Annotated in this window: 20 protein-coding genes; 8 read left to right on the top strand and 12 right to left on the bottom strand. The window is 73.2% G+C overall.

Annotated elements, in window-relative coordinates; all coding sequences use genetic code 11:
- Positions 1 to 110 precede the first annotated feature (110 nt).
- The 3 genes from BLT82_RS07960 to BLT82_RS07970 all read right to left on the bottom strand — a co-directional run bounded on the left by BLT82_RS07960 (position 111) and on the right by BLT82_RS07970 (position 4,028).
- Entirely contained in the window at positions 111 to 677 is a 567-nt protein-coding gene (locus BLT82_RS07960; protein WP_244291890.1) for a TerD family protein, read from the bottom strand.
- A 178-nt stretch (positions 678 to 855) separates the two neighbouring features.
- Positions 856 to 3,006, bottom strand: coding sequence for an excinuclease ABC subunit UvrB (gene uvrB / locus BLT82_RS07965; protein WP_093653153.1), 2,151 nt, complete (start codon positions 3,004 to 3,006; stop codon positions 856 to 858).
- 140 nt (positions 3,007 to 3,146) lie between these two features.
- Positions 3,147 to 4,028, bottom strand: coding sequence for an MHYT domain-containing protein (locus BLT82_RS07970; protein WP_093653154.1), 882 nt, complete (start codon positions 4,026 to 4,028; stop codon positions 3,147 to 3,149).
- A gap of 377 nt (positions 4,029 to 4,405) precedes the next feature.
- Between BLT82_RS07970 and BLT82_RS07975 the strand changes: the two genes are divergently transcribed.
- Together BLT82_RS07975 and BLT82_RS07980 are read left to right on the top strand one after the other, a co-directional pair.
- Complete coding sequence (locus tag BLT82_RS07975) at positions 4,406 to 4,942, top strand: methylated-DNA--[protein]-cysteine S-methyltransferase (RefSeq protein WP_093653155.1); 537 nt, start codon at positions 4,406 to 4,408, stop codon at positions 4,940 to 4,942.
- 118 nt (positions 4,943 to 5,060) lie between these two features.
- Entirely contained in the window at positions 5,061 to 6,317 is a 1,257-nt protein-coding gene (locus BLT82_RS07980) for an MFS transporter (RefSeq protein WP_208867768.1), read from the top strand.
- Between the two features lie 19 nt (positions 6,318 to 6,336).
- On the opposite strand, the gene BLT82_RS07985 is transcribed toward BLT82_RS07980, so the two are convergent.
- A complete protein-coding gene (locus tag BLT82_RS07985) occupies positions 6,337 to 6,714 on the bottom strand; it encodes a cupin domain-containing protein (protein ID WP_093653157.1) in 378 nt (125 codons plus the stop codon).
- A 169-nt stretch (positions 6,715 to 6,883) separates the two neighbouring features.
- Between BLT82_RS07985 and BLT82_RS07990 the strand changes: the two genes are divergently transcribed.
- The 4 genes from BLT82_RS07990 to BLT82_RS08005 all read left to right on the top strand — a co-directional run bounded on the left by BLT82_RS07990 (position 6,884) and on the right by BLT82_RS08005 (position 11,270).
- Positions 6,884 to 7,783: a C39 family peptidase gene (locus BLT82_RS07990; protein ID WP_244291879.1), complete on the top strand. Its 900-nt coding sequence runs from the start codon at positions 6,884 to 6,886 to the stop codon at positions 7,781 to 7,783.
- The gene (locus BLT82_RS07995; RefSeq protein ID WP_244291880.1) at positions 7,767 to 9,140 is read left to right on the top strand and encodes a hypothetical protein; all 1,374 of its coding nucleotides are present in this window, start codon (positions 7,767 to 7,769) and stop codon (positions 9,138 to 9,140) included. The genes BLT82_RS07990 and BLT82_RS07995 overlap by 17 nt, the downstream gene beginning before the upstream one ends.
- Before the next feature lie 274 nt (positions 9,141 to 9,414).
- Positions 9,415 to 10,323 (top strand): pseudouridine-5'-phosphate glycosidase, encoded by a 909-nt coding sequence (locus BLT82_RS08000; RefSeq protein ID WP_093653159.1) that lies wholly within the window; start codon positions 9,415 to 9,417, stop codon positions 10,321 to 10,323.
- Positions 10,320 to 11,270, top strand: coding sequence for a carbohydrate kinase family protein (locus BLT82_RS08005; protein ID WP_093653160.1), 951 nt, complete (start codon positions 10,320 to 10,322; stop codon positions 11,268 to 11,270). Before BLT82_RS08000 ends, BLT82_RS08005 begins: the two co-directional genes overlap by 4 nt.
- 450 nt (positions 11,271 to 11,720) lie before the next feature.
- Here the strand turns inward: BLT82_RS08005 and BLT82_RS08010 are convergent, their stop codons facing one another.
- Both BLT82_RS08010 and BLT82_RS08015 read right to left on the bottom strand, forming a co-directional pair.
- Entirely contained in the window at positions 11,721 to 12,389 is a 669-nt protein-coding gene (locus BLT82_RS08010) for a nucleoside/nucleotide kinase family protein (protein WP_093653161.1), read from the bottom strand.
- A gap of 7 nt (positions 12,390 to 12,396) precedes the next feature.
- Complete coding sequence (locus BLT82_RS08015; protein ID WP_093653162.1) at positions 12,397 to 13,143, bottom strand: winged helix-turn-helix transcriptional regulator; 747 nt, start codon at positions 13,141 to 13,143, stop codon at positions 12,397 to 12,399.
- A 102-nt stretch (positions 13,144 to 13,245) separates the two neighbouring features.
- On the opposite strand from BLT82_RS08015, the gene BLT82_RS08020 reads away from it, so the two are divergent.
- A complete protein-coding gene (locus BLT82_RS08020; protein ID WP_093653163.1) occupies positions 13,246 to 14,457 on the top strand; it encodes a pyridoxal phosphate-dependent aminotransferase in 1,212 nt (403 codons plus the stop codon).
- A 445-nt stretch (positions 14,458 to 14,902) separates the two neighbouring features.
- Here the strand turns inward: BLT82_RS08020 and BLT82_RS08025 are convergent, their stop codons facing one another.
- The gene (locus tag BLT82_RS08025) at positions 14,903 to 15,634 is read right to left on the bottom strand and encodes a DUF7873 family protein (protein ID WP_093653164.1); all 732 of its coding nucleotides are present in this window, start codon (positions 15,632 to 15,634) and stop codon (positions 14,903 to 14,905) included.
- A gap of 107 nt (positions 15,635 to 15,741) precedes the next feature.
- Here BLT82_RS08025 and BLT82_RS08030 point away from each other — a divergent pair, with 107 nt between their 5' ends.
- The gene (locus BLT82_RS08030) at positions 15,742 to 16,410 is read left to right on the top strand and encodes a DUF2293 domain-containing protein (RefSeq protein ID WP_208867769.1); all 669 of its coding nucleotides are present in this window, start codon (positions 15,742 to 15,744) and stop codon (positions 16,408 to 16,410) included.
- A 157-nt stretch (positions 16,411 to 16,567) separates the two neighbouring features.
- Here the strand turns inward: BLT82_RS08030 and BLT82_RS08035 are convergent, their stop codons facing one another.
- The 5 genes from BLT82_RS08035 to BLT82_RS08055 form a co-directional block, all read right to left on the bottom strand.
- Complete coding sequence (locus tag BLT82_RS08035; protein ID WP_244291881.1) at positions 16,568 to 17,209, bottom strand: chaplin; 642 nt, start codon at positions 17,207 to 17,209, stop codon at positions 16,568 to 16,570.
- 140 nt (positions 17,210 to 17,349) lie between these two features.
- Entirely contained in the window at positions 17,350 to 18,738 is a 1,389-nt protein-coding gene (locus BLT82_RS08040) for an amidohydrolase (RefSeq protein ID WP_093653166.1), read from the bottom strand.
- A gap of 58 nt (positions 18,739 to 18,796) precedes the next feature.
- Positions 18,797 to 20,125, bottom strand: coding sequence for an SWIM zinc finger family protein (locus BLT82_RS08045; protein WP_093653167.1), 1,329 nt, complete (start codon positions 20,123 to 20,125; stop codon positions 18,797 to 18,799).
- Complete coding sequence (locus BLT82_RS08050) at positions 20,122 to 22,953, bottom strand: DEAD/DEAH box helicase (RefSeq protein WP_093653168.1); 2,832 nt, start codon at positions 22,951 to 22,953, stop codon at positions 20,122 to 20,124. Before BLT82_RS08050 ends, BLT82_RS08045 begins: the two co-directional genes overlap by 4 nt.
- A gap of 187 nt (positions 22,954 to 23,140) precedes the next feature.
- Complete coding sequence (locus BLT82_RS08055) at positions 23,141 to 24,088, bottom strand: slipin family protein (protein WP_093653169.1); 948 nt, start codon at positions 24,086 to 24,088, stop codon at positions 23,141 to 23,143.
- Positions 24,089 to 24,161: the final 73 nt, after the last annotated feature.

Raw genomic sequence — 24,161 nt, forward strand, 5'->3', positions numbered from 1 at the left:
GCCTCTGTCCCCCTCGGTGGTGTGCTGAGCAGCTCCCGGCGGCCTGCCGCCTCCGGGAGCTGCGCGGTCACGGCGCAGACCGCCGTGTCCTCGTGGTGCGGATCGCGTGCCTACAGGTGCGGCAGGATCGACGGCATCAGATCCTGGAACGTGCGCCCGTTGGCCGAGTTGCCCAGGGCTGTCATCTGCCAGCCGGAGCCGGCGCGGTGCACCTTGGCCATGATCTGGGCGGTGTACTGGCCGCCGCCGTCGAGCGTGTAGCGGGCGAGTTCCTCGCCGTTGGTCTCGTCGACGATGCGGCAGAACGCGTTCTGCACTTCCTGGAAGGTCTGGCCCGTGAAGGAGTTGACCGTGAAGACGATCTGGTCGATGTGCACCGGCACCCGCTGCAGATCCACGAGGATCGCCTCGTCGTCGCCGCCCTGACCGGCGCCGCCGACCAGGTTGTCGCCTGTGTGGCGGACCGAGCCGTCGTCGCTCACGAGGTGGCGGAAGAAGACCACGTCCACCGGCTGCTTGTCGGCGAAAAGCACCGCCGAGGCGTCCAGGTCGATCTCCCGGGTGCGCGAGCCGAACAGTCCCCGCCGGGGCGCCGCCTGCCAGCCGAGGCCCATCCGCACCGCGGTGAGGGTGCCGCCGCCCTTCTTCTCCAGGCTGATGGCCTGTCCCTTGGTCAGATTGACGCCGGGACCCCCGGGCGCATTGCCCTTGGATACGTCCACCACGCGCTGTCCCCTCTCCATGGTTCCCCCGCAACCGTCCGTGTGTGCGGTTGGTCAGCACCCTACGCAGTCACGCCGACGGCGCAGCAGGCTTGGTGTGTTTTTGTGGCGGTGTTGAGACACTGGCCGCGGCTCAGGCGATACCGGCTTCCTTCATCTGCCGCAGCTCCTTCTTCAGTTCGCCGACCTCGTCGCGCAGCCGTGCGGCCACCTCGAACTGGAGCTCGGCCGCAGCCGCTCGCATCCGGTCCGTCATCTCCTCGATGATCCCGGCGAGTTCGGCGGCCGGCCGGTCGCCGGTGATCGCGCCCTTGCCCGCCTTCGCCGCCTTGCCGGCCTTGCCGTCGGCGCCCTTGACGGAATGCGCGGCCAGCGACGGAACGGGCGCCTTGGCGCCCTTGCCGTCCTTGCCCTGCCGGTAGCCGGTGCCCAGCAGCTGCTCGGTGTCGACCTCCTCGCGGGCGATGGTGGCGACGATGTCGTTGATCTTCTTGCGCAGCGGCTGGGGGTCGATGCCGTTCGCCTCGTTGTACGCGATCTGCTTGGCGCGTCGTCGGTTGGTCTCCTCGATCGCCTTCTCCATCGCCGGAGTGATCTTGTCGGCGTACATGTGGACCTGACCGGAGACATTGCGCGCAGCGCGGCCGATGGTCTGGATCAGCGAGGTGCCGGAGCGCAGGAAGCCCTCCTTGTCGGCGTCGAGGATCGCCACCAGCGACACCTCGGGGAGGTCGAGGCCCTCGCGGAGGAGGTTGATGCCGACCAGGACGTCGTACTCGCCGGCGCGCAGTTCGCGCAGCAGCTCGATCCGGCGCAGCGTGTCGACGTCGCTGTGCAGGTAGCGGACGCGGACGCCCAGCTCCAGGAAGTAGTCCGTCAGGTCCTCGGCCATCTTCTTGGTGAGCGTGGTGACGAGGACGCGCTCGTCCTTCTCGGTGCGCGTGCGGATCTCGTGCACCAGGTCGTCGATCTGGCCCTCGGTCGGCTTGACGACGACCTCCGGGTCGACCAGGCCGGTGGGGCGGATGATCTGCTCGACGGCGCCGTCGGAGCGGGAGAGCTCGTACGTGCCCGGGGTCGCCGACAGATAGACGGTCTGCCCGATCCGCTCCTGGAACTCCTCCCACTTCAGCGGCCGGTTGTCGAGCGCGGACGGCAGCCGGAAGCCGTGCTCCACGAGGGTGCGCTTGCGGGACGCGTCCCCCTCGTACATGGCGCCGATCTGCGGGACCGTGACGTGGGACTCGTCGATGACCAGGAGGAAGTCCTCCGGGAAGTAGTCGAGGAGCGTGTTGGGCGCGCTGCCCGGAAGGCGGCCGTCGAAGTGCATGGAGTAGTTCTCGACACCGGAGCAGGTGCCGATCTGGCGCAGCATCTCGATGTCGTAGGTGGTGCGCATGCGCAACCGCTGGGCCTCCAGGAGCTTGCCCTGCTTCTCGAGCTCCGCGAGGCGCTCCTCGAGCTCCCGCTCGATTCCGGTGATCGCCTTCTCCATGCGCTCCGGACCGGCGACGTAGTGGGTGGCCGGGAAGATGTACAGCTCGTCGTCGTCGCTGATGACCTCGCCCGTGATCGGGTGGAGCGTGGAGAGGGCCTCGATCTCGTCACCGAACATCTCGATCCGGACGGCGAGCTCCTCGTACACCGGGAAGATCTCGATCGTGTCGCCGCGGACCCGGAAGGTGCCGCGGGTGAACGCGAGGTCGTTGCGCGAGTACTGGATGTCCACGAAGCGGCGCAGCAGCTGGTCGCGGTCCATCTCGTCGCCGACCCGGAGCGGGACCATGCGGTCCACGTACTCCTGCGGGGTGCCGAGGCCGTAGATGCACGAGACGGAGGCGACCACGACGACGTCCCTGCGCGTGAGCAGGGAGTTCGTCGCGGAGTGGCGCAGACGCTCCACCTCCTCGTTGATGGAGGAGTCCTTCTCGATGTAGGTGTCCGACTGCGGGACGTACGCCTCGGGCTGGTAGTAGTCGTAGTACGAGACGAAGTACTCGACCGCGTTGTTCGGCAGCAGCTCGCGGAACTCGTTCGCCAGCTGGGCGGCCAGCGTCTTGTTGGGCGCCATCACGAGGGTCGGGCGCTGGAGCTTCTCGATCATCCAGGCCGTGGTGGCCGACTTGCCGGTGCCGGTCGCGCCCAGCAGGACGACGTCCTTCTCGCCCGCACGGACCCGCCGGTCGAGCTCGGCGATGGCCGCGGGCTGGTCACCGCTGGGCTTGTAGGGGCTGACGACCTCGAAGGGCGCCATCGTGCGTTCGATCTCGGTAACGGGCCGCATGCCATCAACCGTACGACCCCCCACTGACAACCGGCCCGGGCCGCGTACGGACGGAGCGCCGGCGTGGGCGCCGCCGTGCGCGGCGGGCGGCACCGGAGCGGACCGGTCCGGGCCGCCGGCGCGCTCTCCGGACCGTCCGGTCAGGGCCGGCGGGCGCGCTGGAAGCCGCGGCGGGCTTCGCCGGAGGGCGCCGACCAGTTCGCCGGCTCGCCGTAGGAGGACCGCCGCTGCGCGGGCACGCCCACGGCGGTCGCGCGCCCCGTGGCCGGGGTGTGCCGTACCTCCGGGACGCCGGTGAGGAGCGCCGGGTCGGACATGACGATCACCGCAGCCAGGACCAGGAACACCGCAGGGCCGACCAGCATCGGGGCGAGGAGCATCCCCGATACGTCACCGCCTCCGGCCGGCGAAGCGGCGCCGTGCACATGGACGGTGACGGCCGCCATGCCGGTGTAGTGCATGCCGCTCACCGCCACGCCCATCACCAGGCCGGCTCCGAGGCTCGGCAGGAAGCCGTGGACGGACACCGCCGCCCACAGCGCGGCGGTCGCCGCCACGACGGCGATCACCACCGACAGGGCCACGGTCGGGGTGTCGTACTCGAGTCGCCCCCTGAGCTGCATGCCGGCCATGCCCAGGTAGTGCATGGTCGCGATGCCGAGGCCCGTGATCATGCCTCCGGTGACCAGGGCCATCGTGTTCGCGCCGCGGTGGCCCACGACGAAGATCCCGATGGCGGTCATCACGACGGCGACCCCGAGACTGGCGAAGGTGATCACGGGGTCGTAGCCGATCGGCACCTCGTCGACGGCGAAGCCCGTCATCGCCACGAAGTGCATCGTCCAGATCCCGGAACCGATGGAGACGGCGCCGAGCGCCAGCCAGCCGGGACGTACGGAGCCCCCGCTCCGCAGCGCCCTGGTCGTGCAGCGGAGCCCGAGCACACCGCCGAGGCACGCCATGAGGTAGGCGGCCGCGGGCGTGACGAGCCCATGGCTGAAACCGTCCACTGTGCCCTGCATCGCGCTATGCCCTTCGCCCCGTGTGTCGCCAGGTGTCCTCGTGCGTCCCGTCGAGAAGGCCGTCCGCGCCGAGCGTATGGCGAGCGCCTCGGCAAGCAAACATCGGGAGGGAGTTTTATCCGCGGGGAAACCGTGGAGCGGCAGCCGCAGCGCGAGGGTTCCGTTCATCTTGTGTCCATCCTGCGACCGTAAGTGATCGGCTCGCGAGCCCGTTGAACGTTGATCGCCCGCACGACCGCGCCGGACCGGGCGCCGCCCGCTGGGCTCCGTGTGCCGGACCGGGCTCGCCCCGAGCCCCGGCCGCGCCGCGGAGTCTCCGGCGCGGGGTTTTCCACAGGCCGGGGCGGCTGTCGGTGGCCGGCCGTACGGTGGTCCGCATGAAGAGCTTCGAGTGGACCGTCGTGGACTCGGACATCGGGCCGCTGCTGCTCGCCGCCACCGAGGACGGGCTGGTGAGCGTCGTCTTCCACGCCCGCGGGGCGGTGCGCGAGCGGGCCCCGGAGCAGCTCGCTGCCCGACTGGGCCGCGGGGCCGTCGAGGACGCGACAGGCTCGGGCCGGCTGGCGGAGCCGATACGCCGGCTCGCGGAGTACTTCGCGGGGCGGCGCACGGAGTTCGGGCTGCCGCTGGACTGGTCGCTGACGTCCGGCTTCAACCGCCAGGTGCTCCGCGAGCTCGCGGAGACGGTGCCGTACGGGTCGGTCGTGGGGTACGGGGACCTCGCCGACCGGGTGGGCCGGCCCGGCGCCGCCCAGGCGGTGGGCGCGGCGATGGGGTCGAACCCGCTGCCCCTGGTGGTGCCGTGCCACCGGGTGGTGGAGAGCGACGGCGGCCTGGGCGGGTTCGGCGGCGGTCTCGAGACCAAGCGGAAGCTGCTGGCGCTGGAGGGGGTGCTGCCGCAGCCGCTCTTCTGACCGCCCCGGCGGCAGGACCGCCCGCGGCGGCAGGCGCCGAACACCGACGGCCGGGGTGCCGTCGAGCGGATGTCACTGGCACACTGCGGCAGTGGCCAGTACCTCGCACGATGTGTCCATGACCGCCGGCTCCGTCGATCTGCCCGCCCTGCGCCGCCGGATCACTCCCGTGCTCATCGTGAGCCAGATCCTAGGCGGGCTCGGTGTCGCGACCGGCATCGCACTGGCCGCCGTACTGGCCCAGCAGGTGAGCGGGTCGGAGGCCCTGTCGGGTCTCGCCCCCACCGCCACAGTCGCCGGGACGGCGCTGCTCTCCGTGCCCCTCGCCGCGCTGATGACCGCTCGCGGGCGGCGTCCCGGGCTCGTACTGGCCTATGTGATCGGGTCCGCGGGTGCGGGTGTGGTGGTGCTGGCGTCGGTGATCGGGAACTTCCCGCTCCTTCTGCTGGGCATGGCCGCCTTCGGTGCCGCCTCCTCGGCGAACCTCCAGGCACGGTTCGCCGCCGCGGACCTCGCCGAGCCGGCGAGACGTGCCCGGGCCATCTCCATGGTGGTGTGGGCGACCACGATCGGCGCGGTCGTCGGACCGAACATCGCGGCACCGGCGGGCCGGAGTGTCTCCGGCGCCGGGATACCCGAGGCCGCGGGGCCCTTCGTCTGGGCCGCCGGGGTCTTCCTGATCGCCGCGGTGGTCGTCGCCGTGCTGCTGCGGCCGGATCCGCTGCTCACGGCCCGGGCTCTCGCGCCGTCGGAGGAGGGGGACAAGGAGAAGCGGTCGCTGCGGGCGGGTGTCCGTGCCGTACGGGAGTCGGCCGGGGCCAGGCTGGCGCTCGTCACGGTCGCGGCGTCGCACACCGCGATGGTGTCGATCATGTCGATGACCCCGCTCGCGCTGAGCCACCACGGCGCCGGAATCGAGCTGATCGGCCTGGTCATCAGCGGCCACATCGCCGGCATGTACGCCTTCTCCCCGGTGATGGGCGTGCTGTCCGACCGCTTCGGCCGGCTCTCGGTGATCGGCCTCGCCGTGGGGCTGCTGTCGTGCGCCGCGTTGCTCGCCGGTACGGCGGGGGCGAGCCACGGCCGTACCGCGGCGGGGCTGTTCCTGCTCGGCCTCGGCTGGTCCGCGGGCCTGGTCTCCGGCTCGGCGCTCCTCACCGACTCCGTGCCGGGACCCGCCCGGGCCGCGGTCCAGGGCCTGTCCGACCTGACCATGAACGCGGCGGCGGGCATCGGCGGTGTGATGGCCGGGCTGATCGTGGCGCAGGGAGGCTACGGCGTGCTCAACCTCGTCGGAGCGTGTCTGCTGCTGCCGCTCGCGGCGCTCGCCGTCCGCCGCGCCCTCACCCGGGGCGGCGCGGCGGCCGAGGACTGACCGACGGACGGCCGACGCGTCACCGGCTGATGTGGTACGCCTTGCGCAGCGTCTCGTGCACCGTCCACGTCGTACGGTCGCCCTCCCGCAGCACGCAGGCGTCGCCCGGCCCGATCTCCAGCGTGGCGCCGCCCTCGACCTCGACCGTGGCGCGCCCGCTCACGACGACGAACAGCTCGTCGGCCTCCGTGTCGGTGACCACGCCGGGGGTGATCTGCCAGAGGCCGCGCACCTGCTTCCCGTCCTCGGACTCCCACAGCACCTTGCCCGTCACCACCGGGTCCCCCGAGACGATCTGCGCCGGGTCGAGGGGCTCGGGCACCAGCTCCGCGTCCGGGATGTGCACGACGAACGAAGGAGAAGAAGGCCCGGCAACTGAGTGATCAAAGGTCGTCATGGCGGCTCACCTTAGCGGGCGAAAGATCCGCGGCACCCGGCGAGCCGCCCCGGGCGGCACAGGGGCAGGGGGCACCGTCGTGGTACGCCCCCAGCTGCCCACGCGCAAAGGCGTGCGACACCCACGGCAGCGCTTGCCCGAGTTCCACCTCGTACAGGAGCGACCACCGATGTCAGCAGTGCGCACAGGGCGTTGTCTCGCCCTCATGACGGCCGCGTGCCTCCTCTCCGCCCTCACGGCGACCGGACCGGCCGCCGCCGCGGGGCCGGCCGGAACCCGCCCCGCGGTGGGGCACGACACCGATCCGTTCCCCGGCCCGCTGCCCGGTTCCGGGTCCCGGCGGGCGCCCGGCGCCTTCTACAAACAGGCCCTCGACACCCTGGGACCCCAGCGGCTCACCGCCGAGCAGCGGCGGGTCACCGCCCGGAAGGAGGCGGAGGCCTCCGCATGGTTCCAGCGCCCCGCCGCCCGCGCGAAGCGCGCCGGTTACGTCGTCTCGGGCGGGCTGCACCAGTCCCAGCAGACCTCGTACTGGTGCGGCCCGGCAGCCCTGGTCATCACGCAGTCCGCGCACGACGAGGTCGGCGGGCGCTCCCAGCAGAGCGCGGCGAACCTCCTGGAGACCGACTCCAGCGGCACGGCCTGGTACGGAGTCGGCATCGACGTACCGGAGCCGACCGGCTATCCGATGGTCGACGCCCTCAACCACCGCCTCCCCGGCGCCAACTACGTGCCCAGGTCGCTGCCGTACAGCCCGACCTCGGCCGACGTGGCGGACTTCCGGGAGCACATCGTCCACAACACCGACTACGACTACGCGATCGCCGGCAACGCCTGGGAGGTTCCGGGCGGTCCGCACCTGGCCGGCCACCCGAACATCGAGATCTTCCACTGGGTCGCCATCGACGGCTACAACAGCGACACGGACGCGCAGCAGGTCCGCTATCTGGACCCGGTCGGCGGGGTGAGCACCAGCGTGATCTCGTGGGCCGGCGGCGTCCCCAAGTCCGCCAAGATCTCCGCGGACTCCATCACGACGATCATGGGCGGCCGTGGCTACGTCTGGTAGCTCCGGACGGGAACCCCGGAACGGCGGGCCCCGTCCGGCGGGCGGGGCCTCGCCGCACCGGCCGGCGGGAGAGGACGGACGGCGGGCCCGGGCGGGGACGCCGTCCGTCCCGGCGCTGCTGGGCTCGGCCCTGCTCGTACTGGCCGGGCTCGGCTGTTCACCGGCCCACAGGTCCGGCCCGACGGATCCCACCGCCGCCCCGGTCCCCTCCGCATCCGCGTCCTCGGGAGCCACGCCGTCCTCGTCGGGATCGGCCAACGCGCTCCCGTCCGGCCCCGCTCGGACGGGAGCGCCGAACGCCACGGTCGTCCGGGCGGCCTGCGAGGCACCCCTGCCCGAGAGCTGGCGGTCCGCGCTCGCGGCCGGGGAGTTCCGCGCTCCTACGGGCCAGCGCGCGGTCCTCACCGAGGTCGGTCCGCGGGCCCGGTGGACCGTGGTCCAGCTCTCCGACGGGCGGAGCCGCCGGGCGGCCCTGGTCGAGGACTCCGAGGCACCGCGCACGCTGCTGACGTTCACCGATCCCGTCGAGCACCAGCTCCTGGCGGCCGACGTGTCCGCGGACGGGCGGTGGACCGCGTTCGCGGTGCTGGAGGGGCGCACGCTCGACAGCCCGTGGTCGCTGTACGTGCAGGACGCCGAGGGCGGGATGCGCAGGCTGGCACGGTCCACCCTCCCGGGCCCGCTCCCCCAGCCCGTCGTGCGGGACGGTTCGGTCTTCTGGGCGCAGGGCACGGGCAAGGGCCGGGCCACGATCTACACCAGCCCGATCCGCCCGCCGGGCTCCGGGGACCGCGCACCGGCGCCGCGCGCCCTGCACTCCGGCGTGATCGACGCCCCGTTCGCCGCGGGCGGGCTGCTGGCCTGGCGGGAGGCGAGTGCGGACGGCCGGTCGACGAGGCTGTCCGCGCTGTCCTTCGCCACCCTGCGCCCGGCCGGGCTGCCCGGCCCCCTCGCCTCGCTGCGCGATCTGCGGTCTCCGGCGTCCGACGGCACCACCTGGGCGTGGATCGAGGACGAGCAGGACGCGGGTGAGCCGCGGCTGGTGGTCTGGCGGCAGGGGCAGTCGTCACCGGTGGCGCGGCTCTCCGGTGCCCCCGCGGCCGAAGGGCTCGACCAGCTGCGGATCAGCGGGGAACTGATCACATGGCGCACGCCGGAGGCCGCCTACGCCCTGGACCTGCGGACCTCGGCGTACACCCGGATCACACCGCAGTACGGCTACGCCCAGGCCAGAGCGGGCGCGCTGGCCGTCGCGTACAACAAGGACCTGACGAAGGGGCCGGGCGCGCGGTCGGTGATCCAGGTCGTGCGTGCGGACCGGCTGCCTCAGCTGCCGAAGCCGCGGAACTGCGGCTGACGGCCGGCGGCACGGAGCACGGCTCGGGCCCGCGGAACCCGAGCGCCCGTGTTCCGCACCGCGGCTCCGGGGCCCGCGCGGGTGGCCGGCGGGTCGTCGACCGGGTGGCGGTGGCCGGCCAGGGCCCCTCGGGCGACGGTGCCTCCGGTGGGGGTGGGGCAGGAGGGATCAGCGGCGTCGGTGTGGCGGGCCGGGATCCCTGATGCGGCGGGGACCGCGCAGCATCGACTGGCGAAACGTTTGGGCACAACGCTGCCGTGCCAGGGATGTGGACATGCCCGAGACCACGCTGATGCTGTCCGAAGAGGTGCGGGAGGCGCTCGACGCGCGCCGGCCCGTTGTCGCCCTGGAGTCCACGATCATCGCCCACGGACTGCCGCGACCGCGCAATCTGGCCGTCGCGGAGGAGTTGGAGACGCTGGTCAGAGGTGCCGGCGCGGTGCCGGCGACCATCGCCGTACTGGACGGACGGCCCCATGTCGGCCTGGACAAGGCCGGGTTGGAGCGCATCGCGACGGACCCCGGGATGCGCAAGTTCGGACATCGTGACCTCGCGCCCGCCCTCGCCGCCGGGGCCAGCGGGGCGACCACCGTGTCCGCCACGGCGTTCCTCGCGGCACGCGCCGGGATCCGGGTCTTCGCGACCGGCGGGCTCGGCGGGGTCCACCGGGAGTGGACGGTCACCCAGGACGAGTCTGCGGATCTGCGGCTGCTCGCCAGGACCGGGATCACCGTCGTCTGCGCGGGGGTCAAGTCGATCCTCGACGTCCCGGCGACGCTTCAGCGGCTGGAGACCCTCGGGGTCGCTGTCCTCGGTTACGGCACCGGCCACTTCCCCGGGTTCTATCTGTCCTCCTCCGGACTGCCGGTCGACTGGACGGTCCGCACGCCCGAGGAGGTGGCGGACGTGATGCGGGCACAGGACGCGCTCGGCGGGCCGGAGACGGCGCTGATCGTGGGCCGGCCGGTCGCGGAGGACGAGCAGCTGAACCCCGACCTGCACGACCGCGTGCTCGCGGAGGCCCTGGACGAGTGCCGGGAGCGGGGCATCGGCGGCCAGGCGGTCACTCCCTTCCTGCTGGACTTCCTGATGAAACGCACGGGCGGCGCGTCCCTGGAGGCGAATCTGGCGGCGGTACGCGGCAACGTACGGCTGGCGGCACGGATCGCGGCGGCGCTGTGAGGGCACCCGCGGGGCGCGAGGAGGCGGCGGGACCGGATGCGGCCGGGGCGCTGCTGGTCGTCGGCGACGTGGCCACGGACGTGGTGGCCCGGCACGCCGAGGCACTCGCGCACGGGACGGACACTCCGGCGGAGATACGGACGCTGCCGGGCGGAGCGGGAGCCAATGCCGCCTGCTGGGCGGCGTTTTCGGGTTGTGCCGATGTACGCCTGCTCGGCCGGGTCGGCGCCGGAACCGCGGACTGGCACGGCGCACTGCTGCGGGAAGCCGGAGTACGCCCGTTGCTGGTCCGGGACGAGGAGGCGCCGACGGCCACGGTCGTCGCACTGGTCGACGCGGGGGCCGAGCGAACGTTCCTGACCGACAGCGGAGCGGCCCTGCGGCTGTGCCCCGCCGACTGGTCGCCGGGGCTGCTCGACGGGGTTTCCCGGCTCCATCTCTCCGGGTACCTCCTCTTCTCCGAGCCCAGCCGTGAGCTGGCCGGGCTGGCGCTCGCGGACGCGCTCGACCGGGGCGTTCCGGTGAGCGTCGACCCGGCGTCGGCCGGGTTCATCGCCGCTCTGGGCGTGGACCGTTTCCTCGCGGCGACGGCGGGCGCCGCGGTGCTGCTCCCGAACGCGGACGAGGCCCGGCTCCTGACCGGGCTCCCCGACACCGCCGACGCCGCGGCCAAGCTGAGCCGCCATGTCCCGCTGGCCGTCGTCACGCTCGGCGCGGGCGGCGCGCTGGTCGCGGAGTCGGGCGCGGTGACGGCCCGGATCGCCCCCGTCCCGGCGACGGCGATCGACTCCACGGGCGCGGGCGACGCCTTCACGGGCGCGTTCCTGGCCGCCCTGCTCGCCGGCGCGTCCCCGGCCGCCGCGGCATCGGCGGGATGCCGTGCGGGAGCCCGCGCGGTCTCCGTGTGCGGGGGCCGCCCGACCGGGAGCGGGGGAACGCGGCCGTAAGGGCCGTCCCGTCATCACCGGTGGATCAGCGCGCGGCGTCGGATGCGGTGCCGCGCGAGGCGGAGGGCCGCCCTCATACCGGGTGCAATAGGGCGATCCGCCATCGCAGCGAGGTGCCGTTGCTGTCGTCGTGCGCCCGCTGGGGTTTACGGGAAGCCCGGAGTCCCGGGTCCGCTCCGGGACACCGGGACGGCGCCGGCCGGCACGTGCTCCGCGGGGCCCCTGAGCACGGCCGAGCCCCTGGCGTACCTGCTCGCGCCCCGTGGGACGGCCGGCCCGGCCCGTACCCCCGGGAGCTCGGGGAGAACCTGTGCGCACCCACCGGGCCTTCGACACGGCCGAACCCGGACGGACCGCGAAGGCCGCGCCGGGCACGTGCGGCGCCCGCCGCACCGCGCCGACACCCGAACCCTCCCCGCGCCACGCGCAGGCCTCCGGCCGCCACGTGCCCTACCGGGCCCCACCGTTCTCGTCGCGGCGCCCCCACGGCGCGCTCCACGCGGGGTGGCGCGGATCGTCGGCGCGGACCACCACGTCGGCGGATTCGGACGGCGAGACCTCGCGCTCGTACCGCTCGAAGGCGGGGAGCGTCCACTGCTCGCCGGCGTCGGTGCGGCGGCGCAGTGCGCCGGACGAGAGGCGCAGATGGACGGTCAGGTCGAAGGGGAACCAGTGCCCGAGGAGCAGCGGGCCGTGGACCACCAGCACGCCGCCGGGCGGCAGTTCGGCGTGCGGGCTGCGCGTCGCGCGGTCGGCGGCCGGGTCCCAGAGGTCCGGAAGCACCCGCCCCGAACCGCCCGGCTCCAGTGGCCCGAACACCTCGCGCCAGAGCGCCCCGGTGTCGAACCAGCCGTCGTAGTAGCTGTCGGGGTCCTCGCGTCCGTGCTCGAACCGCAGCGACGCCGGCCGCAGGAACCCGCTCGTGCCCACCAACTGCACCGAGCGCCCGCGCAGCCGCAGCGCCTCGGCGAGGGACCCGGCCGCGCTCGCCGTGCCGGCGGCGGGGGCGCCGTCGACGGCGATGCGCAGCCAGGGGCTTCCGTCGTCGGCCCGGATCTCCGTGATCCGGTCGGCGACGGCCTCGGTCAGCCGTTCCCAGGTGATCGGTTCCAGTCGCACCGGTCCATCATCGCGCCCGGCCGTTCCCCGGATCCCCTCCGCCCCGCGACGGGCCGCAGGACGCGTCGACGAGTGCGCCGGGGCCCCGGGGCCCCGGCGCCCGTGGGCTCGCCAACGCGACCGCCAGGGCCCCGGTGCCGGAGACACCGATCCGGCCGTCCCGTACGCCCTCCTCGATGCCGAGGTCCCCCCGGCTGACGGCGAGACAGGTTGCGCCGTCGAGCTCCAGCCGGGTGACCGGGCTCCCCGCGGGCGCCGGGCCGTCTCCGTAACCGGAGGGCCCGGACCCGTCCGGCGCGAGGCGCAGATGGAACTCGCCCTCCGGAAGGCGGACTTCGACCGTGTCCGTCACACCCACCGTCTCCAGGCGGTGCAGCAGCGGGACGGCGAACCAGTGGGCCCGGACCGCGTCCGTCGGCCGGGGCCCGTCGAGGGCGGGCGCGCCCCATTCGGCAAGGGCTCCGACCAGGGGGAGCAACGCCGCTCCACGCTCCGTGAGTTCGTACACGTACGCGGAGACCGGGGCGGGCAGCCGGCGCCGGGCCGCCAGCCCGTCGCGCTCCATGTCCTTGAGCCGGGAGGCGAGCACATCCGTGCTGACGCCCGGCAGATCGGCGTGGAGGTCCGTGTACCGGCGGGGGCCCGCCAGCAGTTCCCGCACGATCAGCAGCGTCCAGCGGTCGCCGACGGAGTCGAGGGCACGGGCGACGGCGCAGTACTGGTCGTAGCTTCGGCGGCGCGGAGGACGGGGCATGCGGGTCAGTCTAGACCTGTTGTTGGACTTTCCAAGCTGTCACTTGGTAAAACCAAGTGACATCGAGTACCAACGTCGCGCCAGTCCTGGGGAGGCCTCCGCATGGAGTTCCGGCAGTCGAGCAAGCTCAGCGAGGTCTGCTACGAGATCCGCGGCCCGGTGATCGAGCACGCCAACGCGCTGGAGGAGGCGGGCCACAGCGTGCTGCGGCTCAATACCGGCAACCCCGCGCTCTTCGGCTTCGAGGCGCCGGAGGAGATCGTCCAGGACATGATCCGGATGCTGCCGAAGGCCCACGGCTACACGGACTCCCGCGGGATCCTCTCCGCCCGGCGTGCCGTTGCCCAGCGCTACGAGGGCCTCGGGCTGACGGACGTCTCCGTCGACGACGTGTTCCTCGGCAACGGCGTGTCCGAACTCGTGTCCATGGCGGTGCAGGCGCTGCTGGAGGACGGCGACGAAGTGCTCGTTCCCGCACCCGACTTCCCGCTGTGGACCGCCGTCACGACCCTCTCCGGCGGAAAGCCCGTCCACTATCTCTGCGACGAGTCGGCGGACTGGTACCCCGACCTGGACGACATGGCATCGAAGATCACCGACCGGACCAGGGCCGTCGTGATCATCAACCCCAACAACCCGACCGGAGCGGTGTATCCGCGCGAGATCGTCGAGGGGATCCTGGACCTGGCGCGCCGCCACCAGCTGATGGTCTTCGCCGACGAGATCTACGACCAGATCGTCTACGACGACGCAGTCCACCACACCGCGGCCGCCCTCGCTCCGGACCTCGTCGTCCTCACGTTCAGCGGGCTGTCCAAGACGTACCGGGTCGCGGGCTTCCGCTCCGGCTGGCTGGTCGTCACCGGCCCCAAGCAGCACGCGCGCAGCTATCTGGAGGGGCTCACCATGCTCGCGTCGATGCGGCTGTGCCCCAACGCGCCCGCGCAGTACGCCATTCAGGCCGCGCTCGGCGGCCGCCAGTCGATCCGTGAACTCACCGCACCGGGCGGGCGGCTGCGCGAGCAGCGCGACCGGGCGTGGGAGCGGCTGAACGAGATCCCCGGCGTGTCGTGCGTGAAGCCCAAGGGGGCGCTGTACGCCTTCCCGCGCCTCGACCCCGAGGTGCACCCCATCCACGACGACGAGAAGTTCGTCCTGGACCTGCTGCTGCGGGAGAAGATCCAGGTGGTTCAGGGCACGGGCTTCAGCTGGCCGCGCCCGGACCACTTCCGCATCCTGACCCTTCCGCACGCGGACGACCTGGACGCCGCGATCAGCCGGATCGGGCGCTTCCTGAGCGGGTACCGCCAGTAGGCCGTGTCTGTCAGACGCGGTCCGAGGCCGTGGCGTCACGTCGGCGACGGCGGGGCGCGCAGGTGAACCGGGCGATCACGGGCGCGGGCGGGAGACGGGAGCGGACCCGGAGGCGTAGCCGGCCTCCGGGCCCTGTTGGTGCCGCTCACATTCACACGCCGGCACGCTTGAGAACCCGGGTCAGTCGTCATTGCGCCGCGTCCTTCCTTTGGACCACCGCGGACCGAGCTCCGCGGGCCGGACTTGAACCGGCATTTCGACGCACCAGGGCCCGGGCCCGGTCGATCCGGCGATGAGCGGCGAATGCTGAGTCTGGAGCGAGAGTCTGAGATTCATCGCGACCGGTCTCCTGCCGGTCGCGCGGTTCACGACAAGCTTCAGCTTCAGCTTTGCGCTCCTCGCGCACCCCGGCCGTGGTGCGTGGTGGCCGGGGAGTCCATGGGGGCTACCCGAAGAGGTAGCCGAACACCGCGTCGCCGACCCGCTGGTCGGTGACCTCGGCGCCGTTCGCCTCCTCGCGGGCGAACTTCACCGCCTGCTGGAGCTTCTCCACCCGGTCCAGCAGCTCGTTGACCCGGCGGGCGGGAAGGGCACCGGAGAACTTCACGGTGGTCCAGTACCCGACCGGGATGTCCTCGTAGTACACCTCGACCTGCGCGGGGTGCTTCTCGGTCGCCTCCGCCTTCACGTGGTTGCGGGGCACCTTCTTCGTACGGACCGTCTTCACCGGCTCGGTCTTCCACGAGTCGGTGGAGGGGTCCTGGGTCCAGGACTCGGCGGCGTCCAGCACCGGGAGCTTACGCACGAAGGTGTTGATGTCCGTGAGCTGCTTCTCCAGGAAAAGGAGGTACGCGACGGGCACGTCGGCGACCAGCACCCGTCCGTCGACGGTGACGTCCGCGCGGGCCGCGCAGTTCGCCCAGTCCTTGGTGGCGGTCACGTCGAACAGCCGGGTCAGCGTCTTCGCGGTGTCGCGCAGCACGTCCTCGGCCTTGACCTGCACCAGCGTCGACTCGGGCGGAAGCTGTTCGCCCTCCTCGTCCTTGGGCTGGTAGGTACGGGCGATCCCGGCGAGCAGGGCCGGCTTCTGGAGGCCGTGATGAGCCGTCGTCAGGTCCTGGTGCGCCCTGGACTTGACGCCCTTCTCCACTGCGATGATCTGATTGAGTTTCGCCACGTCCGGGAAGTTACCAAGCCCAATGTCCTTTTCTCGAACGATTATTGGACGGGCGCAGCCGTCAGGTGCCGTCCGCCGTCCGTGAGCCGTTCCGCGGGAAGGGGGCGATGCGTCGGGTGGATCCGCTCGTCGTCGTCGAGCCGCTGAAGCGGCGGCACTGCGCGGAGTGCCGGCGGGGGCCGCTGGAACGCCTGGTGCTGGAGTTCAACGCACCGCGTTGTCTGGACTGCGCCGACCTCGGCCATCTGGTGTTCCTGCCGCGCGGCAACGCCGCGCTGACCCGGCGGGCGCGCGAGGCGAGTTCCCTGTGGGCCGTCGTCGTACGGCACAACAGACAGCGCACCCGGTACGAACGGCAGGGCCTGCTGGTGGAGGAGAGGGCACTGGCGGGTGCGGAGGCGGCGTGTCTCGCCGATGCGGAGGCGCGGGCTCGCCGGCGGGAGCGGGACGCGGCCCGGCGGGCGGCGGAGGACGTCCGCTTCACGGCCCGGCTGACCGCGGAGATCCTGCGGCTCTTCCCGTCCTGCCCGCTCGACCGCGCGCTGGACGTGGCGGCGCACACCTCCGTGCGGGGCAGCGGGCGCGTGGGCCGCACCGCGGCCGGCCGCGCCCTGGACGAGGGCGCGGTCACGGCGGCGGTACGGGCTTCGGTGCGTCATCTGGACACGGGGTACGACGCGTTGCTGATGCGGGGCGTCCCCCGCCACGAGGCGCGACGACGTGTCGCCCCGGCCATCGAGGCGACACTCACGGCCTGGCGGACGACGCCGCCGTGACGGGATCCGCCGTCCCGGACGATGCCCATGGGACGCGGCGGTACGGTGCGGAGCGCTTCCGCGACGCACGCCGGCACGGTGGCGCGGTCCCCGACCGCGGGGCTCGGGCCGGAGGGCGGGCACGGGACGCGGCCCCGTGGCCCGGACGCGCGCGCGTCTACGCCGCGGCGCGCGCCCTGCGGTACAGCAACGCACCGCCCAGGACCAGGGCGGCGCCGGCCGGGAGGGTGAGGCCGAGCGAGGACGGCGTGCCGGTCTCGGCCAGCCGGACCGGGCCCTGCTGGGGCTCCAGGCCGCGCGAGGCGGGAAGGACCTCCGACGGCGTGACCGTCTTCGGCGGGGTCACCGGACGGGGCCGGGCCGGCGGGTTGGACGTGTTCGAGGAGGAGTTGCCGACCGACGCGTTGCCGACGCCGACGACGTTCACGGAGTTGCCGGTGACGTTCACCGGGACGTCGACGGGCAGCTGCACCGCGTTCCCGGAGAGGACGCCCGGGGAGTCCTCCGTGCTCGTCTCGGCGACCGCTCCGCCGGAGCCGGTCCCGCCTCCGGTGCCGTTTCCTTCGTTCTCGCAGCTGTTGCCGACCGCCGGGTTCAGCAGACCGACCACGTTCACGGTGTTGCCGCACACGTTCACCGGTACATGGACCGGGATCTGCACCGTGTTGCCGGACAGCAGGCCCTGTGATCCGGCCGCGCTCCCCTGCGCGCCCGAGTCGGCGTGAGCGGCCCCGGCCGCGGCCAGCGCGCCGCCCGTCACCATCGCTGCGACCAGACCTGTTCGGCGAATCTGCCTCATGGATTCCTGCCTTCCGGTGGATGAACACGGGTGCTCACCCGCACCGAAAATAACGCCATGAAGCCGATCGGGTTATGGCCGCGAATCGTTTCACCCCCAAGAGTGGACGGGGACGGAACTGTTCAGCGGCGTCCGCGTGCTCAGCGCCCGACGTCGTAGTCCTGGATACGGCGCCCGTGTGCGCGGTCGGTCAGTTTGGGGAGCCTCTGCGCGAGTTCGGTCGCGACGGCGTCGACGTCGAGCGTCAGCAGCCGGCGGTCCCGCATCAGGACCCGGCCGTCGACGATCGTGGTCAGCACGTCCGCGGAGCGCGCGCTGAAGACCAGCGCCGCGGCGACGTCGTGGAGCGGCCGGACGTGCGGTCCGGTGAGGTCCACCAGGATCAGGTCGGCGCGACGGCCCGGTGTCAGGGCGCCCGCCCGTTCGCCGAGCCCGGTCACCTGTGCGCTCTGGACGGTCGCGTGGTCGAGTGCCTGGCGCGCGGTCAGCCACCGCGGGTCCTTCTCCGCGGACTTCTGCACGAGCGCGGTGAGCGTCATGCTCTCCCACACGTCGAGGGTGTTGTTGGACGCCGCTCCGTCCGTGGCGAGGCCGACGGGGATGCCGAGGGAGCGCAGCGCCCTGATCGGTGTCGTGTCCCAGCCGAACTTGAGATGGCCCTTGGGCGCCGTCGCGAACCCGATCCGGCCGGTCGCCCGCCCGAGCACCTCGAAATCGCTCCCCACGAGGCCGGTGCCGTGCGCGACGAGGAGGTCCACATCGAGCAGCCCGGTCCGGTGGAGTGTCTCGACGGGCGTACGGCCGTGCCGTTCCAGGCTGCCGTCGGTCTGGGCCCTGTTCTCGGCGGCGTGGATGTGGACGGGCAGTCCGTGCTCTCGGGCCAGTTCCGCCGTGGCCGCCAGGTCGGCGTCCTCGACCGTGTACGGGGCGTGCGGCGCCAGCATGGTGGTGATCCGGCCGTCCGCGTCACCCGCCCGCCGCAGGGCGAAGTCGAGGGAGCGCTCGCGTCCTTCGGAGCCCTGGCCGGAGAAATAGGTCCAGCCGAGCGCGGCCCTGAGCCCGCTGCGGACGACGGCGTCGGCGACCCGGTCCATGGCGAAGTAGTGGTCGGCGAAGGCGGTGACGCCGCCGCGGATCATCTCGGCGCAGGCGAGCAGCGCTCCGAGTTCGACCACCTCCTCGGTCAGGTTGCTCTCGATGGGCCAGATCCAGTCGTTGAACCACTCCTCGACGGGCATGTCCTCGGCGATTCCGCGCAGGGCCGTCATGGGCGTGTGGGTGTGGCAGTTGATGAGTCCGGGCATCGCCAGCTGCCCTCGGGCGTCGATGCGTTCGCGGGCGGGCAGGTCCGATGCGCGGGCAGCCGGGGTGACGTCGGCGACGGCCCCGTCGCGGACGACCACGGTGTGGTCCTCCAGGAACCGGATCGTGCCGTCCGGGTCGTGGGCCAGGACCGTGCACCCTTCGACGACGAGATCCGCGACGTCCGCGGGGTGCGGCGGTTGTGCGGGATCGACGGGTTCGGCCATCGGTACCCCTTCGAGTGGGTGGTCGGCGCGGCCGGTCCCGGCGGCGCCTCCGCCCGGCTCAGCGGCCCAGCAGGGTCGTGAGCGCCCCCACCGGGTCCTCGTCCGGGACGCCTCGCGGCCACCAGTCGTCGCGGCCGGGGTCGGACTCGTATCCGTACCACAATCCGTCCCGGCCCAGGCGCAGTTGGAGGGACGGGGTGGAGAGGCGATTGCGCCAGGGGCGGAAGTGCGGGAAGTCCGCGGCGGTCAGGGCGGGGCGGGCGCGGTCGAAGGGGCCGGCCGGCGGATCCCACTCCTCCTCCAGGGCCGCGAGTCCGGCGAGCCCGCCCTGGCGCCAGGCCGCCACGGCGCGCGCGAGGTCGGTGGTGCTGCGGCCGCCCGCGCGGGCCAGCGCGGTGTACAGCGCGCGGGTGGAGGCGGTCAGCCCTGATCCGGGGTGGGCGGCGGCGAGGCGGACCGCGTCCTGCCAGAGGCTGAGCCCGCCGACCGGGTCCCTGCCCGTGTGCAGGGTGGCATGGGCACGGGCCGCGGCCTCACCGGCGAGGAGGTCGAGGGCGAGCGGGTCGGGCGCGCCGACGGCCTGTGGGTACACGGGAGGACGCCCGGGCTGCTGCGGTACGGGCAGTGGGGGCGGGAGCGGGGGGCGTGTCCGCGGGGTGAGGGCGTCGCGGGCGCGGACCGTGGCGAGGGCGGGGGCGCCGGTGTGTCGTCCCGCGGGGGCGGCCTCGTGCCGGGCCGCGCCGCGTTCGGCCGCGGAGCGGGCGGCGTTGCGCCGGGTAAGTTCGGCGAGGATCTCCTGTTCGCCGCGGCCGCGCATGAGGAACAGCACGAACGGGTCCTCGTCGAGGATCCTGGCGGTCTGGTAGCAGAGCGCGGCGGCGTGCTTGCAGGGGAATCCGTCGTCGGGGCACGAGCAGTCGGGGATCAGGTCACCGGGGGCGGGCAGCAGGTCGGCGGCGGCCGCGAGCGCGTGCGGGACGTCCTTGTCGAGCAGGGCCGCGATGTGGTCGGGGCGGGCGGCTGCCGCGTCCAGCAGCCGCTCCCAGTCGTCCTCGCCGAGGGTGCGCAGCCGGATCTCCGCGCGGTAGGGGCGAGGTCGGGTGCCATGGACGTACGCGACGACCCTGCCCGGGGTCACGGTGATCGCGTCGACGTGGCCCCGTCCCGCGTACGCCCGGCCGCGAGCGAGCCGGTTGGGGTCGAGGGCGGTGTCCTCCAGGGCGTCCACCCAGGCGTTGCCCCACCAGGAGGCGGCGAAGTCCTCCTGGCCCGCGCGGGGCGCGAGGGCGGGGAACGTGCGCCGCCGGTCGTCCGGCCGGCGCGGGGTCTCGCGGCCGGGGCGGTCGGCGCGGTTCGGTCCGGCCGGTCCGGTGCGGCGGGGGGTCACGAGGGCCTCCTCAGGGACACCAGGTCGGCCAGCTCCCGGTCGGTGAGCTCGGTCAGCGCGGCCTCGCCCGAGCCGAGGACCGCGTCCGCCAGCGCCCGCTTCGACAGCAGCAGTTCGGCGATGCGGTCCTCGACCGTGCCCTCGGCGATCAGCCGGTGGACCTGGACGGGCTGGGTCTGTCCGATGCGGTAGGCGCGGTCGGTGGCCTGGTCCTCGACCGCGGGGTTCCACCAGCGGTCGTAGTGGACGACGTGGCCCGCGCGGGTCAGGTTGAGTCCGGTGCCGGCCGCCTTGAGGGAGAGGACGAAGACGGGGATCTCGCCCGACTGGAAGCGGTCCACCATCCTCTCCCGCTCCGGCACGGGGGTGGAGCCGTGCAGCAGCTGGGACGGGACGGCGCGGGAGGACAGATGGTCGGTGATGAGCCGCGCCATCGCCACGTACTGGGTGAAGACGAGCACGGATCCGTCCTCGGCGAGGATCGTGTCGAGCAGTTCGTCCAGCAGCGCGAGCTTGCCGGACCGCGCCGTGAGGCGGGGGCGGTCCTCCTTCAGGAACTGCGCCGGGTGGTTGCAGATCTGCTTGAGCGAGGTGAGCAGCTTCATGACGAGTCCGCGGCGGGCGATGCCCTCGGCGGTCTCGATCCGGGCCATGGTCTCCCGCACGACCGCCTCGTACAGCGAGGCCTGTTCCCGGGTGAGCGGGACGGGGTGGTCGGACTCGGTCTTCGGGGGAAGCTCCGGCACGATGCCGGGGTCGCTCTTCCTCCGCCGCAGCAGGAAGGGGCGGACGAGTCGGGAGAGGCGCTCGACCGCCTCCTCGTTGCCGACGTGCTCGTTGTTCTCGACGGCGCGGGCGTGACGCGAGCGGAAGGCCTTCAGCGGGCCGAGGAGTCCCGGTGTGGTCCAGTCGAGGAGGGACCACAGCTCGGAGAGGTTGTTCTCGACGGGGGTGCCGGTGAGGGCCACGCGGGCCGGGGCGGGGATCGTGCGCAGGGCCTTGGCGGTCGCCGAGAAGGGGTTCTTGACGTGCTGGGCCTCGTCCGCGACGACCATGCCCCATCGCCGGGCGGCGATCTCCGCGGCGCTCGTGCGCATCGTGCCGTAGGTGGTGAGGACGAAGCCGCCGGGGCCGCTGTCGAGGCTGCGCTCCTGGCCGTGGAAGCGCCGTACGGCCACTCCGGGGGCGAAGCGGGTGATCTCCCGCTGCCAGTTGCCGAGCAGGGACGCCGGGCAGACGACGAGGGTGGGTGCCGTGTGGCCCCGGTGCTCGGCGCGGTGGAGATGGAGCGCGATGACGGTCACGGTCTTGCCGAGGCCCATGTCGTCGGCGAGGCAGCCGCCGAGGCCAAGCGAGGTCATCAGATCGAGCCAGGCGAGCCCGCGCAGCTGGTAGTCGCGCAGGGTGGCGGCGAGAGCGGCGGGCTGGGCGAGGGCGACGGGGCCGTGGACGAGCCGGTCCCTGAGGGCGGCCAGCGCGCCCTCGGGGACGGCCTCGACGGTCTCTCCGTCGACCTCGGCGGTGCCGGTCAGCGCCACGGCCAGGGCGTCCACCGGTTCCAGCAGGCCGAGTTCCCGCTTGCGGGCCTTTCGCACGAGATCCGGGTCGACGACCACCCACTGGTCGCGCAGACGCACGACGGGCCGGTGGGACTCGGCGAGTTCGTCCATCTCCTGCTCGGTGAGCGGGTCCCCGTCCAGCGCCAGCCGCCAGTCGAACCGCAGGAGCTGCTCACTCTCGAAGAACGGTGTGCCGTCCGTGGCGGAGCCGGGGGCGGGCGCGCGGACGACCGCCGTGGCGCTGAGGGTCCTGGCGAGCTCCCGGGGCCAGTGGACGGCGATCCCGGCGTCGGCGAGGCGGGTGGCGGCCGGCCCCAGCAGCTCGTACAGCTCTTCCTCGGTGACGGACAGGACGTCGGGCACCTCGCGCTCGAGGAGCCGGCCCAGCGGGGGCCAGACGCGGGCGGCGCGGCGCAGGGCCAGCACGGCGTCGATGCGGGCGCGGGGGCCGAAGTGCTCGTCGCCCTCCCCCGCCCACAGACGCGCGGCGTCGACCACGAGGGTCGGGTCGGCGAGGCTGTGCACCTGGACGAGGGCCGCAGCGGCCTGCCGGGCTTCGCCGCCCTCCTCGGACTCGTCGAAGAGTTCGTAGGCGGACAGGTCGAGACGCAGGGAGATCCGCACGCCCGCGTCCATTCCGGCCGCGGCCTGGGCCGCCCACTCGCGGGCGTGCGGCAGATGCTGCGGCGCCGTGGCGGCGAAGGGCCTGCCCGCGGCGTGCTCGGCCGCCGGGGTGCGCGGCAGGCTGTCGGCGACGGCGTCGAGGAACGCCCTGACCAGGGCCTCGGGCTCGGGCAGTTGGAGCGGCCGCAGCCCTGGGAGGGGGGTGGCGTGCGCCTCGGGCGGCATGGCGGCGGCGATGGCCCGGAGCTGGGCGATGTCGTCCGCGTCCAGTGGTCCGGCGCGCCAGGCGTCGTGGTCCGTCGGCGTCAGGCCGGGCAGCAGCCTGCCCCGGGCGACCAGCTGGAGGGCGTGCAGGGCGGCGGCCCCCCAGCAGGCGGTGGCCGGGTGGGCCGCGGCGTCGTGGCGGGCGCCGGCGAGCAGCGGCACGGCGGCGGCGAGCGGGAGGAGCAGGGCGGGCACGGTACGGCTGCGGACCCCGGCGCCGTGCCCGCGGACGACGGTGATCTCGCCGGGTGTGCCGGGGGCGACGGCTTCCTCCGCCGCGGCGGGGCCGGGCAGCGGCTCCCCGTCGGGGCTCCAGAAGGCGACCCGCCCGTCGCGGGGCAGCGCCGCGGGGAGGAAGACGGCGGCAAGGGTGTGCAGCATGCCCGGTCCGTCTCCCTTCCCCTCGGTCGTAACGGGCGGCGCGTCGCGGACCGCGCCATCGGTGAACGACCTTACGGGGAGGGTCTGACACCGACCCCGGCCCGCGTCGCGGCCGGGTGCCGTGCGGGGGTTCGCCGGGCGGTGGCGCGGGGCGTGTCCCACCGCCCGGCGACGCGCGGCCGGCGGCTCATCTCCTTCCGTCGCCCAGAGACTCGTGCCCGCCGTGCGCCTGGTCGCCGAGGGCCGCGGGGCTCTCGGGTACGACGGGCATCGGGGCGTTCGGCATGGCGGGAACGGCCGTCGGGTTGGTCACCGGTGCGTTCAGCGGCGGCTTCACCGCGTGTTCCTCGTGATCGGGTTCCGTTTCCCGGGCGGGGGCGGAACCGCGTTCCAGGAAGCGCAGGAGCTCCACCGGGATGGGCAGGACCAGGGTGGAGTTCTTCTCGGCGGCGACCGCCATGACCGTCTGCAGCAGGCGCAGTTGCAGGGCCGCCGGTGTCTCCGACATCTGGTGCGCCGCCTCGGCCAGCTTCTTCGACGCCTGGAGTTCCGCGTCCGCGTTGATGACGCGCGCCCGGCGCTCCCGGTCGGCCTCCGCCTGGCGTGCCATGGAGCGTTTCATCGTCTCCGGCAGCGACACGTCCTTGATCTCCACCCGGTCGACGCTCACGCCCCAGCCGAGCGCCGGGCTGTCGATCATGAGTTCGAGACCCTGGTTGAGCTTCTCTCGGTTGGACAGGAGGTCGTCCAGCTCGCTCTTGCCGATGATCGAGCGCAGGGACGTCTGGGCCATCTGGGAGACGGCGAAGCGGTAGTCCTCGACCTTCACGAGGGCGTCCGACGCGTCGACCACCTTGAAGTAGACGACGGCGTCCACCCTGACCGTGACGTTGTCCCTGGTGATGCCCTCCTGCGCGGGCACGGGCATCGTCACGATCTGCATGTTGACCTTGTGCAGCCGGTCGACGAACGGAACGATCATGGTGAATCCGGGTTCGCGGACCCGGTCGCGCAGCCGGCCGAGGCGGAAGACCACGCCCCGCTCGTACTGCTTCACGACCTTGGCCGCGGCCACGACATAGGCGGTGCACGCGGCACCCGCCGCGACACCGATCGCCACGAGATCCACAACCATCACGGCACCCCCTGCTGTTTCACGCGTCGGGGAGGTTCGGTCTGTGATGCAACGGTATTCCTGTCCGTTGCGG

The sequence above is a fragment of the Streptomyces wuyuanensis genome (assembly GCF_900103455.1).
Classification (GTDB): domain Bacteria; phylum Actinomycetota; class Actinomycetes; order Streptomycetales; family Streptomycetaceae; genus Streptomyces; species Streptomyces wuyuanensis.